Below are 15,413 nucleotides of genomic sequence, written 5' to 3'. Positions count from 1 at the left end.
GTGGTTTCATCTTATCGTTGAATTCCGGCATTCATGTATCGAAGTGTAAAGAGCGACAACGTTACCGGGTAATGACCTTCAGGGCTTGTTCGGCCGCCTGGCGCTCAACGTCAGGCAGGGGTCTTGTCAGCAGTAGGCGCAGGGTGGGCGCAAGCGGGCGGGCGGTTGCGCCGGCCTTGGCGACGAGCTCGAGGTAGAGGTGCAGATGAGTCATGCCGTCGTAGAGCAACACCGTCGATAGCGCGGTCGCGATTTCCGGCTCGCCTTGCCATACATGGAGCAGGGCGCTGAAAACACCATAGGTTTGGCCGTCAGGCAGCTCGCGCTGCAGGCGCCGCAGCAGGGCCGGGACGGCGGCGTTCGACGGTTCGCCATCACGCGCAACGGCAAACAGCGCATCGCGGCTGCCGGCATCAATGGCCTTTGCCAGCAGCCGGTTGACTTCGGGCCGCTCTGCCGGCGTGGCCACCTTGGCGAACTGGACGGCGGCGGTTTCCAGCAGCACCGGTTGGCGGGCGGCGTGGCGCAACAGCACGCGCAGGCTCTGGTCCTGCGGTATCAGGCGGGTCAGGGCAATCAGGGCGGGGCGCGCCGAGAGCGCTGGCCGGCGGCTGGCGGCGATCAGCGCCGGCACGTATGCCTGGCTGTGCTGTCCATGCTCTCCCAGTATCCACGCCAGCTGATCGGCGTTGCGGTCCTTGCCATCGATGACCACGCCCGCAATGGCGGGCAACATCGGCTGCCAGAAAGCTTCCACGCGCTGCTGGCGCACGGCGATCGGCAACTCGCGCCGGTTCAGCTCGCGCGCTATCCCGGATGCCACCTGGTCTGCTGCACCGATGCGCTGTTCGTCACCCGATGCAAAATCCTCTGCCAGGAAGCGGCCCAGGTCGTCCGGTGGTTCGCCTGTTTGCGCCACGATACGCGCGGCGCTGCGAGCGATGCATGTGCGCGGCGGCGGCTGTTCGCGTTTGACCAGTGCCAACAAGGCCGATGGCGCGGTCAGTGCTTCGGAGGCCAGTTTTTTCCCCCGCAAGTGGATCGGAAAGCCGCACACGACGCTGCGGATGCGTTCGGCATCGTCGCTGGCCAGCGCTTCGCGCAACATGCCTGCCGGATCGCAGGCAGCGCCGGCCGCGTTGGCCAGGTCAAGCGTGACCGGTTCGGTAGGTTGCAAATCGTCTTCCACTTCGAGCAGGCCGGCGCGGCCGCGCACTTGCAGCAGCGCCGGTGGCGCTGTGCAGCTGGCATGGACCAGGTCGCGACCGTCGTCGCGCGCGGTCACGCCCAGCTTGCGGCGTTCGCAAAACGACGACGCATATTCGATCGGCTCATACGCTGCGCCCGGCGTGCGCGACTGCGATTGGTACATGACGATGCTGCGGTACGGTGCGTAACTGTCGGGCAGTTCGTAGTGAAAATTGCCGACCACGACTGCTTCGATGTCGGAACAGCTTGCGCCGGCCCGCATGGGCAGCATCGTGCGCGTCGGGGCGCCGTCCATCGCCAGGGCAATGGGGCCTGGCGCCAGCGGCGTGGCGTCGATGGTGAACTGCGTGGACGTCCGCATGCCTATGGCGGGCTCACCGGTATAGCGTATGGTGTAGCGCGCACCGGGCTTGAAGCCGCCAGCCGGTCCCACCCGAGCCACGGACGGATATGCACCGTCGTTGTCGTCGAAGCGGGGCCAGGTCACCTGCGCCGGCAGCCGACCGTCGTCGCGATCGGACGTGATGCTGAACGAATCGGGCGCCACCGTGCCCTGGTGTCGGCGCGGGACCAGGAACAACGCGCCACGCGCATTCGACGGCAGTCGCTCCAGGTCCGCATGGATGAAGCCCGAGCGCGGTTGATTGATACAACTGCAGGCCAGCGCCGCCTCACTCCACAGCAGCGCACCGAGCGCCAACAGCGCCATCAGTATTCGCATTGCATACTGGACTGCTGTGGCGTGTCGTGGCATGGGCGCTCCCGGTTGTCGATATGTCTATCTTACTCCCGGGAATAAATGAGTGACACGGCTGCCGGCGAATAGTCATCGCGCCGATTATTCCTGCTGCGCCATGAGGTTTCGTGCACGCGCGGCAATCGACTGCGCCAGCAGGTGCACGTGGTAGCCATCGACAAAGCCATGGTGCGCCTGCACCGAAAACGGCACCATCATCATGCCATCGGCCTGGGCGTCGCCGAAGCGGCCCCAGGCCAGCGAGGGGATGTCGTAGTCTGCATGGCGGTAGATCGGATGCTCGACCGAGGTGAGCTTGAACCACGGCATGCACGTGATGTGGACATTCTGCTTCTGCTCGAGCGGCGTCATCAACGGCCCCATATTGGCCAGCTCGGTGCGCGCCTCGGCGACCTGCTTGGCCGCCAGGCTGCGCGCGATGAACGTCGGTAAATCGTCGGTCATCTCGAACTTGGTGATGTTCAGATCGTTGTTGTGGTTGATGACGGTGTACGACGCGGCAAAGTCGTCAAGCTTGATCACTTCGCCATCGAGCACGCGGTACATGAAATTGTCGATGCCCTTGACAGCGTTGAGCACGCAATACAGGAAGAAGTGGAACGGCGGCAGGCCGTTGGCCTTGCAATAAGGCCGAAAGTCCGGCATCGGCAGCTCGAAGCTGAGGTTGACGAGCGGTTTTTCAAAGGACGCAAACAGGTCATACCGGTCGCGGCGTTTTTCGAAGTTGTGCATGATGCTATTTCTTGGTGGGGGAAGGAAATTTCATTGTTTTAATCGAGTGCTGCGTATTCAGTGCCAGCTTGATGCGCTCGCTGTTGCCGGACGCCAGGTCCTCGGCCAGCAACGGAGCCAATGGTTGCGGCGACTGCCCGGACTGGCCGATCATGGCAAGGGCCGCGCCGTAAAGGCAATCGCGCGGCGGTGGCTGCTTGCCACGCGCCAGATTCACCAGTGTCTGCATGGCTGGGGCCGGCGAATTGGTGGTGCCGCCGCCCGGATAGGCGCCGGGGCCGATTGCGCACAGCACGTCTTTGATACGCTGCGCATCGCCGTTGGCATGGGCGGTGCGAAAAAAATCGAACAGGTCGCAACCGCTGTTGGCCACCGACTTGAGGTCCAGGATGATGACATTGGACGGTTGAAGCGTGTCTTCCACTTCCAGCAGGCCGGCTCGGCCGCGCACCTCGATCCGTTGCGGCGCGCTGCGGCAACTGGTGTGCACCAAGTCGAATCCGTCAGGTAATGCCGTCGTGCCAGGCTGTGGCTGGCTGCAGTAGTCGGCAGAGTAGCCGAGCGGGGCAAATGCGCCTGGCCCGGTACGCATTTGCGACGCATACATCATGGCGCTGCGATAAGGCAGGTGCTGTGCCGGGAGTTGATACTGGAAGCGCGCCACGATGGATGGTTCTGTCGCGCCGCAGACCACGCCATCTGGCACGTTCAGCATGCGGCCCGCCGGAGCGTCGACCAGCGCTATCCGGTAAGTGCCTGCTGCCAGCGGTTCGCGGTCGATGACAAAAGTAGTTTTGGCGGGAAAGGTCCACGATGCAGTCTTGCCGCGATAAGCGATCGTGTAACGCTCGCCCGGTTGGAAGCCGCCGACGGGCGCAACGCGCACCAGTCGGCGCGGCCCGCCAGTGGCGGTCGCGACGTCCAGCCACGACAACCGGGCGGTCAGGCGTGCCTGGCGCCGGTCGGTCGTGATCGTGAACGAGTTCGGCGTCAGTTTCGGCGGGTTGGTTTCCGGTAGCTGGAATAATGCTCCGCGCGCATTGGACGGCAAGCGGTCAAGGTCGGCGTGGATGAATCCGCCGTTATATTGCCGCATGCAAGAGCATGCCCATGCATTAACCATCGCCAGCAGCGCGCATAGCGCCAACAAGTATTGGATGCGGGAAAGGGGGCAGCGGGTATCGAATTGGTACATGGGGTTACTCCGAAATAAGGCGCATCACCTCGCGCCGCAATAAATCGAAGGCAAGCAATAGCGGCATGAACACTCGCCTGAACCTGTACTGCACTTCGTCTTGCCAGCGTGATGATGCCGAGGTCAGGCACGCTTTGGGCGGGCTATCCGGCATGCGGGCCAGTTTTATCAAGGTGGTGATCGACGGCAAGGTGGGCCGAGGGGCGTCATCCAGGTACCACGGCTCGTCGCCGACGGCGCACACCAGCTCTTTTATGCGCGCGGTGTCGGCTTGGGCTACTGCCTCGTCGAGCATGCCGCCGCCGCTGCAGGCCTGGCCCGAGGCTTGGCGAAAGTCCACCGGCAAATCGTTGGTCGTCTGCAGTGCATCCTCCACTTCGAGCAGGCCGGCGTGGCCGCGCACAGTGACCGGCGGCCCAGGTTGCCGGCAATTCGCGTGGACCAGGTCGCGGCCGTCGCGCATGGCGGTGGCGCCCGGTGTCCACGGCTGGCACTGCGATGGAGAATACGCGGTCAGGCGCGACGAGCCGTCGGCGCCGCGCGTTTCGGATGCATAGATCATGGCGCTGCGGTACGGTGCGTAGTGTGGGGGAATCCGGTAGTCGAATTCGGCCACAATCGCCGCCTGGTGGCTGGAGCAAACGCCCCAGCTGGCCTCCAGTGCCAGCATGCGGCGGGCCGGAGAGCTGGCCAGCACCAACTGGTAGGTGCCCACCTTGAGCGCGGCGGCATCGATGGTGAACTCCGCGCGCAGTGGATGGGTCCAGCCGGTATCAGCGCCGTGGTAGGTAATGGTGTAGCGGGCGCCGGGCTGGAAGCCGCCGACCGGCCCTACCCGGGCGAGCATGCGTTCCGACCGCAGGTGCGGATCGTGGATGCCGAGCGTTGGCCACGAGATTTCCGCCTTGATGGGCCGGGAATGGCGATCCGAAACAATCGTGAACGCGGCAGCATCCAACCCAATGCCGGACCCGGGCGGTAACTGGAAGAGGGCGCCGCGCGCATTGGCGGGCAGACGCTTGAGATCGGCGTGTATGAAGCCGGCAATCTCTCCCTCGCACAAGCAGGCCGACGCGCCGCCGGTGGCCAGCAGTGCGCACAGTGCAACTGCAACTGGCAGGCGCTTCATGGCTGCGGTGCCGCCGAAGGCGTTTGCAGGCGCTGTATCAGTCGCTTCACTGCTCGCTGCTGGTCCGTATCGAGCTTGCTCCGTAATGGCGGCAACAGCATGCGTTTGAGCGTGGGCAGCAATGACCTCCCTTTGTCGCCGAGTTTTTCCAGCTCTTCCAACAGGAAATCGGGCAGTTGGTGGTGCAGGAGTGCGGATTCGAATGCCGCCGTCGCTTCCGGTTCGCCGTTTGACACGGCAATCAAGGACGAGTAGGCGTTGGTGCGGACGGCGGCAGGACTGCTGTCACGCAGTTGCGCGGCGAGGATTGGCACGGCGGCGCCCGCGGCACGGCCGCGCTGTCCCAGCGCGTAGATGGCAGTATTATTGCCTCGGCGCGCGGCCTCGATCAACAGCGCGATGGCTGCCGCGGCCTGGTCTGGCGGCGCCACCCTGTCATATAGTGTCGCTGCCGTTTCCAGCAACGCAGGTGTGGCAGCAGCCTGGCGTAACAGCGCGTGCAGACGGGGATCGTCCGGCGCCAGTTGAGCCAATGCCTCCAATGCCGGGATGGCATCGACCGACCGGCGCGCCCCCGCATCGAACAAAGCTGGCAAGTAGGGCGCGATGTGAGGGCGCATTGGTCCGATAAGACCTGCCAATGCGGAAGCGTTGGCTGAACGCCCCTCGGCGATCAATTGCACCGCCTGGGGCAATATTTGCTGCAGCAGCGCAGCACTATGCACGGCCCCATTTGGCGCCGGCGGGGCGCGGTGGCGCAGGCGCCTGGAGATGTAGTCAAGCGTTTGCGTGGCCCGGGCAATACGTGCCTCGTCGTTGGACTGCAGGTCGTCGAGCAGATCAGGTCCGAGCAATGCTGGATCGGCTTGAAAATCGTCGATCCAGCGCAGCGACGCGTTGTAGACGCACTCCTTCGGTGGCGCGCCACGTGCGCGGCCCAATGCCAACAGTGTCGTGAACGAAGGCACTGCGGACGGCGGTGGCGGGTTCGGGCGCCACGCTTCTGCACCGAGCGCGCACACCAGGTCCGCGATGCGCTCGCGATCGGCCTCTGCGATGGCCTCCTTGAGCATGCCGTAACCGGTGCAGGCGCGCCCGATGGCCGCCTTGAAATCGACCGGGAGCAGATTCGTGGTGCGCAGCTGGTCTTCGACTTCTAGCAGGCCGGCGCGTCCGCGCACGGCAACCGCTGTGCCCGGACGCTCACAGCTGGCATGAACCATATCGCTGCCGTTCTCGTTGGCGGTTGCAACCAGAGTCCAGGGGGCGCACAGCATGGCGCTATGGGCAATGAGGCGTGCTTTTCCTGCCGAGTCCACCGTCTCCGACGCATAGATCATGGCGCTGCGGTAGGCCGCGTACCGGTCCGGGATCACATACGAAAATTCGGCAACCACGGCGGGCTGGTTGCTGGCGCACATGCCGCCATCGTCGACGAGTTGCACCAGGCGTCGGACGGGGCCGCTGGTAAGCTGGAGTTGATAGTCGCCGACATCGAGCGCGGCGGTGTCGATGGTGAACTCGGTACGGGTGGGGTAAGCCCAATCGGCCACTTTGCCGTGGTAGGTAATCGTGTAGCGCGCGCCGGGTTGAAAGCCGCCGACCGGCCCCACGCGTGCCAGCATGCGTTCCCGCAGCAGATGTTGCGCTGTGGTACCAAGTCGTGGCCAGGAAATTTCTGCCTTGAGCGGTTGTGGATGGCGGTCCGACTCGATGGTGAATGCCGTTGCCTTGAGCGTGATCCTGGACGCATATGGCAACTGGAACAATGCGCCGCGTGCGTTGGCCGGCAGTTGGTTCAGATTAGCATGGATGAAGCCGGCTTCTTCTCGGAAAACGCATGAACAGGCGGAGGCGCCGGGGAGTGCGAAGAGCAGGCAAAATGCGAGTAGCAGCCGCATCATGGCTGAGGCAGAGGCGTCGACGCCGCCTGCTGCGCCACCTCCGCCTGCAACGTAATATGGTCGATCCCATGCTTCTCCAGCAACATGGCTTTGATCGCCTGCAGGATCTCCGGCCAGCGCTGCAGTTCGACTATCTCGACGTGGCCGATCAGCGCCGGTTCGCCCGGCGACATGTCCCACACGTGCAGGTCGTGCACCGAGCAGACGCCGTCGATGTGCTCGAGGTCGGCGCCCACGGCCAGATAGTCGATCGGCTCGGGCACGCCGCCCATCAGGAAGTGGTACGACTCGCGCAGCACGCCGATGGTGGAGCGCAGGATCAGCAGCGCGACGAACAGCGACAGCAGCGGGTCGATCTGCATCCACCCGGTGTAATAGATGACCGCGCCCGACACCAGCGCCGCGACCGAGCCGAGCAAGTCGCCCATGACATTCACGAGGGCGGCGCGCGTATTCATATTGCTGTCGCCACGCGACAGCATCCAGGCCAGCACCAGGTTGATCAGCAAGCCGATGCCCGCCACGACAAACACGGTGGAGCCGTGCACTTCCTCGGGCCTGGAAAAACGCTGCGCCGCTTCATACACAATCCACACCACCAGGACCAGCAGCACCAGGCTGTTGACGAAGGCGGCCAGCGCCTCGGCGCGGCCGAAGCCGAACGAGTGGCGCGCCGACGGCGGCCGCTTGGAAATCATTTGCGCCAGCAGCGCCAGGCCCAGCGCGGCGGTGTCGGTCACCATGTGGCCGGCGTCGGAGATCAGGGCCAGCGAGTTGGCCATGAAACCGGTGACTGCTTCCACGACTGCAAAGCTGAGCGTGAGCAGCAGCGCCCAGGCCAGCACCTTCTGGCTGCGCTGCACGCTGACGTGCTTGTATTTGGCGTCGTCGCTGCGGTGCTCGTGCAAGTGGGCGGAAGGGGAGGCGGCGCGGACGCTGTTGTTTTGAGCGGACATGGGATGGTTGTGGATGAATGGACACACACAGTTTAATGGAAGCGCAGATGCTGCGCGCTATCGTCATAGTGCTATTCGTAAATCTTTCCTATGAAGCCCCTTGTCATTCTGCTTTTCGCTCTCTATAATGCTGGTCTTCGGGCGGTTAGTTCAGCTGGTTAGAATACTTGGTCGACATCCAAGGGGTCGGGGATTCGAATTCCTCACCGCCCACCAGAATTCGCAGTATCGCAGTAAAGAGTAGTAAAAAGCGCAGTAAAATGCAGTACAAAAGGGCGGTTAGTTCAGCTGGTTAGAATACTTGGTCGACATCCAAGGGGTCGGGGATTCGAATTCCTCACCGCCCACCAGAATTCATGTAAGAGCGAGAAAGGCATCCCGGTTATGACACCGCGAACTACTACCAAGCTTTGGGAGTGACGCTAGTCGAACGGGAACCTTTTTGCTCAAAAAAAAGAGAAAACGCGGCTAGTCCGCGTTTTTTTTCGTCCGCGTTTTTTAATTCAATGTACCAACAGGCGCGCCATGCGCCCACAGGGAGAAATTCATGATTTCAGTCCGCCTTCCAGATGGCTCCGCCCGCGAGTTCGAGGGTCCCGTCACCGTAGCCCAAGTAGCGTCCAGCATTGCCACCAGCCTCGGCAAAGCCGCGCTGGCCGGCAAGGTCGACGGTAAAGTCGTGGATACTTCCCACTTGATCGAGAAAAACGTCGACCTGGCCATCATCACCGACAAGGACCCCGAGGGTCTGGACGTGATCCGTCACTCGACCGCCCACTTGCTGGCCTACGCTGTCAAGGAGCTGTTCCCCGATGCGCAAGTGACCATCGGCCCGGTGATCGACAACGGCTTCTACTACGACTTCTCGTACAAGCGTCCGTTCACGCCCGACGACCTGGTGGCGATCGAAAAGAAAATGACGGAACTGGCCAAGAAGGACGAGCCGGTCACGCGCAAGGTATTGCCGCGCGACGAGGCCGTAGCCTATTTCAAGTCGATCGGCGAAGCGTACAAGGCGGAAATCATCGCCTCGATTCCGGCCGACCAGGACGTTTCGCTGTACAGCGAAGGCGGCTTCACCGACCTGTGCCGTGGCCCGCATGTGCCATCGACCGGCAAACTGAAAGTGTTCAAGCTGATGAAGCTGGCCGGTGCCTACTGGCGCGGCGACAGCAAGAACGAAATGCTGCAGCGCGTGTACGGCACGGCCTGGGCCAAGAAGGAAGACCAGGAACAATACCTGTTCCAGCTGGAAGAGGCGGAAAAACGCGACCACCGCAAGCTGGGCAAGCAGCTCGACTTCTTCCATTTCCAGGATGAGGCGCCGGGCCTGGTGTTCTGGCATCCGAAAGGCTGGACCATCTGGCAGCAAGTGGAGCAATACATGCGCCACAAGTACCAGGTCAATGGTTATCAAGAGGTCAAGGCACCGCAGATTCTCGACGCCAGCCTGTGGGGCAAGACCGGCCACTGGGACAACTACCGCGAAAACATGTTTGTCACCGAGTCGGAAAACCGCTCGTATGCACTGAAGCCGATGAACTGCCCGGGCCACGTGCAGATTTTCAACAGTAATATGCGTTCGTACCGCGACCTGCCGCTGCGCTACGGCGAGTTCGGCCAATGCCACCGCAACGAGCCGTCGGGCGCGCTGCACGGCATCATGCGCGTGCGCGGCTTTACGCAGGATGACGGCCATATTTTCTGCACCCACGAGCAGATCGAGCCGGAAGTGGTGTCGTTCCACACCCAGGCGATGGAGGTGTATGCCGATTTCCATTTCCATAATATCGAAGTGAAACTGGCGCTGCGCCCGGACAACCGCATCGGCACCGACGAAGTGTGGGACGAGGCCGAAGAAGCGCTGCGCTCGGGTCTGCGCGCCTGCGGCGTGACCTGGACCGAATTGCCGGGCGAGGGCGCGTTCTACGGTCCGAAGATCGAGTACCACCTGAAGGATTCGCTCGGCCGTCCATGGCAAGTGGGCACCATGCAGGTCGACTTCTTCATGCCGGAGCGTTTGGGCGCCGAATATGTGGCGGCGGATAACACGCGCCAGGTGCCGGTCATGCTGCACCGGGCGATCGTCGGTTCGATGGAGCGTTTCATCGGCATCCTGATCGAAAACTATGCGGGTGCGCTGCCGGCATGGCTGGCGCCGGTGCAGGTATCGGTCCTGAATATCTCGGATGCGCAGGCCGAATATGTGCAACAAGTGGCTGAAAAGCTGCGCCGCAGCGGGTTCCGCGTGCAGACCGATTTGCGTAATGAGAAAATAAACTATAAAATACGTGAACATTCCGTCCAAAAACTGCCGTACATCCTCGTGGTGGGCGACAAGGAGCGGGATGCCAACACTGTGGCCGTGCGGGCCCGGGGTAATGTCGATTTGGGCGTCATGTCCATCGATGCCCTGATCGAGCGTCTGTCGCAAGACATCGCCAACAAAGCCTGATCGCACGCGCCAGTTATCAAATTTTAAAAGGAATCACCATAGCTACTGACAAGTCGCATCGCATCAATGGCGAAATCACTGCCCCCGAAATGCGTTTGAGCGGGGTCGATAACGAAGCACTCGGTATCGTGACTTTGGCCGAAGCCTTCCGCCTGGCGGAAGAGGCAAACGTCGACCTGGTCGAGATCGCCCCTACGGCGGTCCCGCCGGTTTGCCGTTTGATGGACTACGGCAAATTCAAGTACTCGGAGCAGAAAAAAGCTCACGAGGCGAAATTGAAGCAGAAAATCATCTCCGTGAAGGAAGTCAAATTCCGTCCGGGTACCGATGATGGCGACTACAATATCAAGCTGCGCAACCTTATCAAGTTCCTCGAAGAAGGCGATAAGACCAAGATCACGCTGCGTTTCCGCGGCCGTGAAATGGCGCACCAGGATATTGGCTTCCGTATGCTGGAACGCCTGAAAGCCGACCTCGAGCCACATGGCCAGGTCGAGCAGTTCCCGAAAATGGAAGGCCGCCAGATGATCATGGTCCTTGCTCCTAAGAAAAAGAAGTAAGCTGCCGTGACAATGTGGCAAAGAAGGGCGTCCAGCGCGGACGCCTTTTTTATTTGCTGCATCTTGAATGAAAGTCGGCTATAATCGCCGGCTGTAGTAAATGTAGTGGACTCGCATCCGCTGCACAAACAAGTGAGAGCAGGCATCTAAGCGTAACGTAGTTACCACCTGTAATCCTGTTTCGATATGGAGCTGTCCGTAAAACGACAGAATATCTATGCCAAAAATGAAAACCAAGAGCTCCGCGAAAAAGCGTTTTCGCGTACGCCCAGGTGGTACCGTTAAGAGTGGCCACGCTTTCAAGCGTCACATTCTGACCAAGAAAACCACCAAATCCAAGCGCCAGCTGCGCGGTATCACCAATGTCGATGCGGCAGACGTGAAATCGGTTCTGCGCATGATGCCATCGGCTTAATCTCACACTCAATTTAAGGAGTTACTATGCCTAGAGTAAAACGTGGGGTTACAGCTCGTGCCCGTCATAAAAAAGTCTTAAACCTGGCCAAGGGTTACCGTGGTCGTCGTAGCAAGGTTTACCGTGTTGCCAAGCAAGCAGTCATGCGCGCTGGCCAGTACGCCTACCGCGACCGTCGTAACAAGAAGCGCGTCTTCCGCCGCCTGTGGATCGCCCGTATCAACGCCGCTTCCCGTGAGCATGGCGTGACGTACAGCGTATTCATGAACGGTCTGAAGAAAGCTGCAATCGAACTGGACCGTAAAGTCCTGGCCGATATGGCAGTGATGGACAAGCCAGCATTCGCTGCGATTGTCAACGTAGTCAAAGCACAAATCGCTGCGTAAGCATTGATTGATGATGCGGCCCTTCGCGGGGCAGCGTAAAGGACGGGGCAAAGGTGTGAACCTGTGCCCCGTTTTTGATTGAGGATAAGAAACGCATGTACTCCCTGGAACAACTCGTTGCCTCAGCAGTGCAGGATTTCACGGTTGCGCAAGACGACGCCGCCGCACTGGAAAATGCCAAAGCCAAATACCTGGGCAAGACCGGCCAGATCACCGAATTGATGAAGGGCCTGGGCAAGCTCGACCCGGAAGCACGCAAGGCGCAAGGCGCCCTGATCAACGCTGCCAAGCAGCAGATCGAAGCGGCACTGACGGCCCGGCGCGACGCGCTGGCCGACGCCCAGCTGCAAGCCCGTTTGAACGCCGAGGCGATCGACGTCTCCCTGCCAGGCCGCGGACGCGCCGGCGGTGGACTGCACCCGGTGATGCGTACCTGGGAACGGGTGGAAGAGATCTTCCGCTCGATCGGTTTCGACGTGGCGGACGGCCCCGAAATCGAAAACGACTGGACCAATTTTACTGCCCTGAACAGCCCGGAAAATCACCCGGCCCGTTCGATGCAAGACACCTTCTATATCGACGGCAACGACAGCGAAGGCAAGCCGCTGCTGCTGCGCACCCACACCAGCCCGATGCAGGTGCGCTACGCGCGCAGCCACACGCCGCCGATCAAGGTGATCGCCCCGGGCCGCACCTACCGCGTCGACAGCGACGCCACCCACTCGCCGATGTTCCACCAGGTTGAAGGCCTGTGGATCGCCGAGAACATCAGCTTTGCCGACTTGAAGGGCGTGTACCTCAACTTCGTCAAGGCCTTCTTCGAGACCGACGACCTGCAAGTGCGCTTCCGTCCGTCGTATTTCCCGTTTACCGAACCGTCGGCAGAGATCGACATCGCGTTCGGCTCGGGTCCGCTCAAGGGCCGCTGGCTCGAGATTTCCGGCTCCGGCCAGGTTCATCCGAGCGTGGTGCGCAATTTCGGCCTCGACCCGGAAAAATACATCGGTTTCGCGTTCGGCTCCGGCCTCGAGCGCCTGACCATGTTGCGTTACGGCGTGAACGACCTGCGGCTGTTCTACGAAGGCGATCTGCGCTTCCTCAAGCAGTTCAACTAACACCTCAGCGACGGTCGAGCGCCGCCCGTGCTGGCGCTCCCGTGGAACAATTCTTAGAAAGCTAGATTATGCAATTCTCCGAAAACTGGCTCCGCACCATGGTCGATCCGAAGATGACTTCGGACGAACTGGCCCACCTGCTGACGATGTCCGGCCTGGAAGTGGAAGAGGTCGAACCGGTCGCGCCACCGTTCTCCAACGTGGTTGTCGGCCTGGTGCGCGACATGGCCAAGCACCCGAACGCCGACCGCCTCAACGTCTGCCAGGTGGACGTTGGCACCGGCACCTTGCTGACCATCGTCTGCGGCGCACCGAATGTGCGCCCCGGCCTGCACGTGGTGTGCGCCAAGGCCGGCGCTGTGCTGCCGCCCGGCGCCGATGGCAAGCCGTTTGAAATCAAGGTGGGGCAACTGCGCGGCGTCGAGTCGCAAGGCATGTTGTGCTCGGCGAAGGAACTGAAATTGTCGGAAGAGGGCAGTGGCCTGCTGGAACTGCCGGACGATGCGCCGGTCGGCCAGGACTTCCGCGACTACTACGCGCTCAACGACCTCAAGTTCACCATCAAGCTCACGCCGAACAAGGCGGACTGCCTGTCGGTGCTGGGCGTGGCGCGCGAAGTGTCGGCGCTGACCGGTACGGCGCTCAATGCGCCGACGTTCGCTGCGGTGGCCGTCAACAGCGACGAAGTGCTGCCGGTAAAAGTGTCGGCGCCGGACCTGTGCGGCCGTTTCGCCGGCCGCGTCATCCGCAACCTCAACGCCAAAGCCGCCACGCCGGACTGGATGAAGCAGCGCCTTGAGCGCAGCGGCCAGCGTTCGGTGTCGGCACTGGTCGACATCTCCAATTACGTGATGCTGGAACTCGGTCGTCCGAGCCACGTGTTCGACCTGGCCAAGATCCACGGCAGCCTGGACGTGCGCTGGGCGAAAGAGGGCGAATCCCTCAAGCTGTTGAATGGCAACACCGTCACCCTCAACGAATGGGTGGGCGTGATCGCCGACGAACAGGAAATCGAATCTCTGGCCGGCATCATGGGTGGCGATGCCACCGCTGTGTCGCTCGAGACCGAATCGATCTACCTCGAAGCGGCGTTCTGGTGGCCAAGCGCCATCCAGGGGCGTGCCCGCAAGTTCAACTTCTCCACCGACGCGGCGCACCGCTTCGAGCGCGGCGTCGATTACGCCACCGTGGTCGAACACATCGAGCGCATCACCGCGCTGCTGGTGGGGATCTGCGGCACCGCCGCCACACAAGTGGGTCCGGTCGATGACCAGGTCGTCAACCTGCCGCAGCGCACTCCGGTGCAACTGCGTACCGCGCGCGCGCAAAAAGTCATCGGCGTGCCGCTCGACGATCAAGTCATTGCCGACATCTTCACCCGCCTGGCGCTGCCGTTCACGCTGGCGGACGGCGTGTTTTCGGTGACCGCACCAAGCTACCGTTTCGACATCGAGATCGAGGAAGACCTGATCGAGGAAGTGGCGCGCGTGTACGGCTTCGAGAACATTCCGGCCGTGGCGCCCATCGCTGCCAACACCATGGTGATCGCGCCGGAAAATACCCGTTCGCTGTTTGCCGTGCGCCACCAGCTGGCCGACCTGGGCTTCCAGGAAGTGGTCAACATGAGCTTTGTGGAAGCGGCGTGGGAACAGGACTTCGGTGGCAACGCCAATCCGATCAAGCTGCAAAACCCGATCGCCAGCCAGATGAGCGTGATGCGCTCGACCCTGGTCGGCAGCCTGGTGGCCAACGTCCGTTACAACCTCAACCGCAAAACCAACCGCGTGCGCGTGTTCGAAGTAGGCGCCATCTACCAGCGCGACGACAGCGTGGCCGACGGCCCGCTGGCGGTCGCTGGCTACCGGCAGCCCAAGCGCGTGGCTGCGTTAGCGTATGGCAGCGTGGCCGACGAGCAGTGGGGCCAGGACAGCCGCGCGGTCGATTTCTTCGACCTGAAAGCCGACCTCGAGCACCTGTTTGCGCCGCAAACGCTGCGCTTCGAAAAAGCGGAACACCCGGCGCTGCACCCGGGCCGCTCGGCCAACGTGCTGCTGAACGGCGCGGTGATCGGGCTCATCGGCGAACTGCACCCGCGCTGGATGCAAAAGTACGAGCTGCCGAATGCACCGGTCGTGTTCGAAGTCGATGCGGTTGCTTTGCAGCAACGCACTGTGCCAGAATACGTCGAGATCTCCAAGTTCCCGGGCGCCACGCGCGACCTGGCTGTGGTGGTCAAGCAGGGCGTGGCGGCGCAGGATGTGCTCGATGCTTTCCATGCCGCAGTGCAAGCAAGTCCGCAAGCCAAGTTGGTGCAAGCCATTGTTTTGTTTGATGAATATCGCGGCAAGGGCCTGGAGGCGGATGAGAAATCGCTTGCTTTCCGGTTTAGCTTACAAGATACTCAAAACACTCTGCAGGACGATGTGGTCGAGGCCATCATGACCGCAGCGGCGAGTGCCGCACAGCAGAAACATGGTGCGCGCCTGCGGGCGTGATAGCATAGCGGGCTGGCAAAAAGCTTGGCTAAGCTGTAGCTGAGCCAGCACAAACGTTTCTTTTTATCATCCGGGAGTCCGGCCATTTGGCCGGGCTCATGCGTT

12 protein-coding genes and 2 tRNA genes are annotated in these 15,413 nt (G+C 61.8%); 8 read left to right on the top strand and 6 right to left on the bottom strand.

The window, feature by feature from the left end; genetic code table 11:
* Window positions 1-61 precede the first annotated feature (61 nt).
* The 6 genes from SR858_RS14855 to SR858_RS14830 all read right to left on the bottom strand — a co-directional run bounded on the left by SR858_RS14855 (window position 62) and on the right by SR858_RS14830 (window position 7,882).
* Window positions 62-1,930: a hypothetical protein gene (locus SR858_RS14855; protein WP_154819698.1), complete on the bottom strand. Its 1,869-nt coding sequence runs from the start codon at window positions 1,928-1,930 to the stop codon at window positions 62-64.
* 117 nt (window positions 1,931-2,047) lie between these two features.
* Window positions 2,048-2,698 (bottom strand): CatA-like O-acetyltransferase, encoded by a 651-nt coding sequence (locus SR858_RS14850; protein WP_019919783.1) that lies wholly within the window; start codon window positions 2,696-2,698, stop codon window positions 2,048-2,050.
* 4 nt (window positions 2,699-2,702) lie between these two features.
* Window positions 2,703-3,893, bottom strand: coding sequence for a hypothetical protein (locus SR858_RS14845; protein WP_154819697.1), 1,191 nt, complete (start codon window positions 3,891-3,893; stop codon window positions 2,703-2,705).
* Between the two features lie 4 nt (window positions 3,894-3,897).
* Window positions 3,898-5,022 carry a hypothetical protein gene (locus tag SR858_RS14840; RefSeq protein ID WP_019919781.1) on the bottom strand — a complete coding sequence of 375 codons (1,125 nt, stop codon included), beginning with the start codon at window positions 5,020-5,022 and terminating at the stop codon, window positions 3,898-3,900.
* Entirely contained in the window at window positions 5,019-6,926 is a 1,908-nt protein-coding gene (locus tag SR858_RS14835) for a hypothetical protein (protein ID WP_019919780.1), read from the bottom strand. Before SR858_RS14835 ends, SR858_RS14840 begins: the two co-directional genes overlap by 4 nt.
* Window positions 6,923-7,882 carry a cation diffusion facilitator family transporter gene (locus SR858_RS14830; RefSeq protein WP_051120245.1) on the bottom strand — a complete coding sequence of 320 codons (960 nt, stop codon included), beginning with the start codon at window positions 7,880-7,882 and terminating at the stop codon, window positions 6,923-6,925. The genes SR858_RS14835 and SR858_RS14830 overlap by 4 nt, the downstream gene beginning before the upstream one ends.
* 139 nt (window positions 7,883-8,021) lie before the next feature.
* Between SR858_RS14830 and SR858_RS14825 the strand changes: the two genes are divergently transcribed.
* The 8 genes from SR858_RS14825 (at window position 8,022) to pheT (ending at window position 15,308) form a co-directional block, all read left to right on the top strand.
* A tRNA-Val gene (locus SR858_RS14825) sits at window positions 8,022-8,098 on the top strand.
* A gap of 57 nt (window positions 8,099-8,155) precedes the next feature.
* Window positions 8,156-8,232: transfer RNA gene (locus SR858_RS14820), tRNA-Val, on the top strand.
* Between the two features lie 197 nt (window positions 8,233-8,429).
* The gene (gene thrS, locus SR858_RS14815) at window positions 8,430-10,337 is read left to right on the top strand and encodes a threonine--tRNA ligase (protein ID WP_019919778.1); all 1,908 of its coding nucleotides are present in this window, start codon (window positions 8,430-8,432) and stop codon (window positions 10,335-10,337) included.
* Between the two features lie 20 nt (window positions 10,338-10,357).
* Complete coding sequence (gene infC, locus SR858_RS14810; protein WP_255360930.1) at window positions 10,358-10,897, top strand: translation initiation factor IF-3; 540 nt, start codon at window positions 10,358-10,360, stop codon at window positions 10,895-10,897.
* Between the two features lie 217 nt (window positions 10,898-11,114).
* Window positions 11,115-11,312 carry a 50S ribosomal protein L35 gene (gene rpmI, locus SR858_RS14805; protein WP_026636906.1) on the top strand — a complete coding sequence of 66 codons (198 nt, stop codon included), beginning with the start codon at window positions 11,115-11,117 and terminating at the stop codon, window positions 11,310-11,312.
* A 26-nt stretch (window positions 11,313-11,338) separates the two neighbouring features.
* Window positions 11,339-11,698 carry a 50S ribosomal protein L20 gene (gene rplT / locus SR858_RS14800; RefSeq protein WP_026636905.1) on the top strand — a complete coding sequence of 120 codons (360 nt, stop codon included), beginning with the start codon at window positions 11,339-11,341 and terminating at the stop codon, window positions 11,696-11,698.
* Window positions 11,699-11,793: 95 nt separating this feature from the next.
* Window positions 11,794-12,813: a phenylalanine--tRNA ligase subunit alpha gene (gene pheS / locus SR858_RS14795; protein ID WP_019919774.1), complete on the top strand. Its 1,020-nt coding sequence runs from the start codon at window positions 11,794-11,796 to the stop codon at window positions 12,811-12,813.
* Between the two features lie 68 nt (window positions 12,814-12,881).
* Window positions 12,882-15,308 carry a phenylalanine--tRNA ligase subunit beta gene (pheT, locus tag SR858_RS14790; RefSeq protein WP_019919773.1) on the top strand — a complete coding sequence of 809 codons (2,427 nt, stop codon included), beginning with the start codon at window positions 12,882-12,884 and terminating at the stop codon, window positions 15,306-15,308.
* The last annotated feature ends 105 nt before the right edge of the window (window positions 15,309-15,413 follow it).

The sequence above is a fragment of the Duganella zoogloeoides genome (assembly GCF_034479515.1).
Lineage (GTDB): Bacteria > Pseudomonadota > Gammaproteobacteria > Burkholderiales > Burkholderiaceae_D > Rugamonas > Rugamonas zoogloeoides.
This window is presented reverse-complemented; position numbering and strand designations above follow the sequence as displayed.

What these genes read in the sequence shown, in the direction of transcription:
- pheS (WP_019919774.1), top strand. Translation starts at nt 11,794, where the DNA reads ATGTACTCCCTGGAACAACTCGTTGCCTCAGCAGTGCAGGATTTCACG.
- SR858_RS14845 (WP_154819697.1), bottom strand. Translation starts at nt 3,893, where the DNA reads ATGTACCAATTCGATACCCGCTGCCCCCTTTCCCGCATCCAATACTTG.
- SR858_RS14830 (WP_051120245.1), bottom strand. Translation starts at nt 7,882, where the DNA reads ATGTCCGCTCAAAACAACAGCGTCCGCGCCGCCTCCCCTTCCGCCCAC.
- SR858_RS14855 (WP_154819698.1), bottom strand. Translation starts at nt 1,930, where the DNA reads ATGCGAATACTGATGGCGCTGTTGGCGCTCGGTGCGCTGCTGTGGAGT.
- pheT (WP_019919773.1), top strand. Translation starts at nt 12,882, where the DNA reads ATGCAATTCTCCGAAAACTGGCTCCGCACCATGGTCGATCCGAAGATG.
- thrS (WP_019919778.1), top strand. Translation starts at nt 8,430, where the DNA reads ATGATTTCAGTCCGCCTTCCAGATGGCTCCGCCCGCGAGTTCGAGGGT.
- rplT (WP_026636905.1), top strand. Translation starts at nt 11,339, where the DNA reads ATGCCTAGAGTAAAACGTGGGGTTACAGCTCGTGCCCGTCATAAAAAA.
- rpmI (WP_026636906.1), top strand. Translation starts at nt 11,115, where the DNA reads ATGCCAAAAATGAAAACCAAGAGCTCCGCGAAAAAGCGTTTTCGCGTA.
- SR858_RS14850 (WP_019919783.1), bottom strand. Translation starts at nt 2,698, where the DNA reads ATGCACAACTTCGAAAAACGCCGCGACCGGTATGACCTGTTTGCGTCC.
- SR858_RS14835 (WP_019919780.1), bottom strand. Translation starts at nt 6,926, where the DNA reads ATGATGCGGCTGCTACTCGCATTTTGCCTGCTCTTCGCACTCCCCGGC.
- SR858_RS14840 (WP_019919781.1), bottom strand. Translation starts at nt 5,022, where the DNA reads ATGAAGCGCCTGCCAGTTGCAGTTGCACTGTGCGCACTGCTGGCCACC.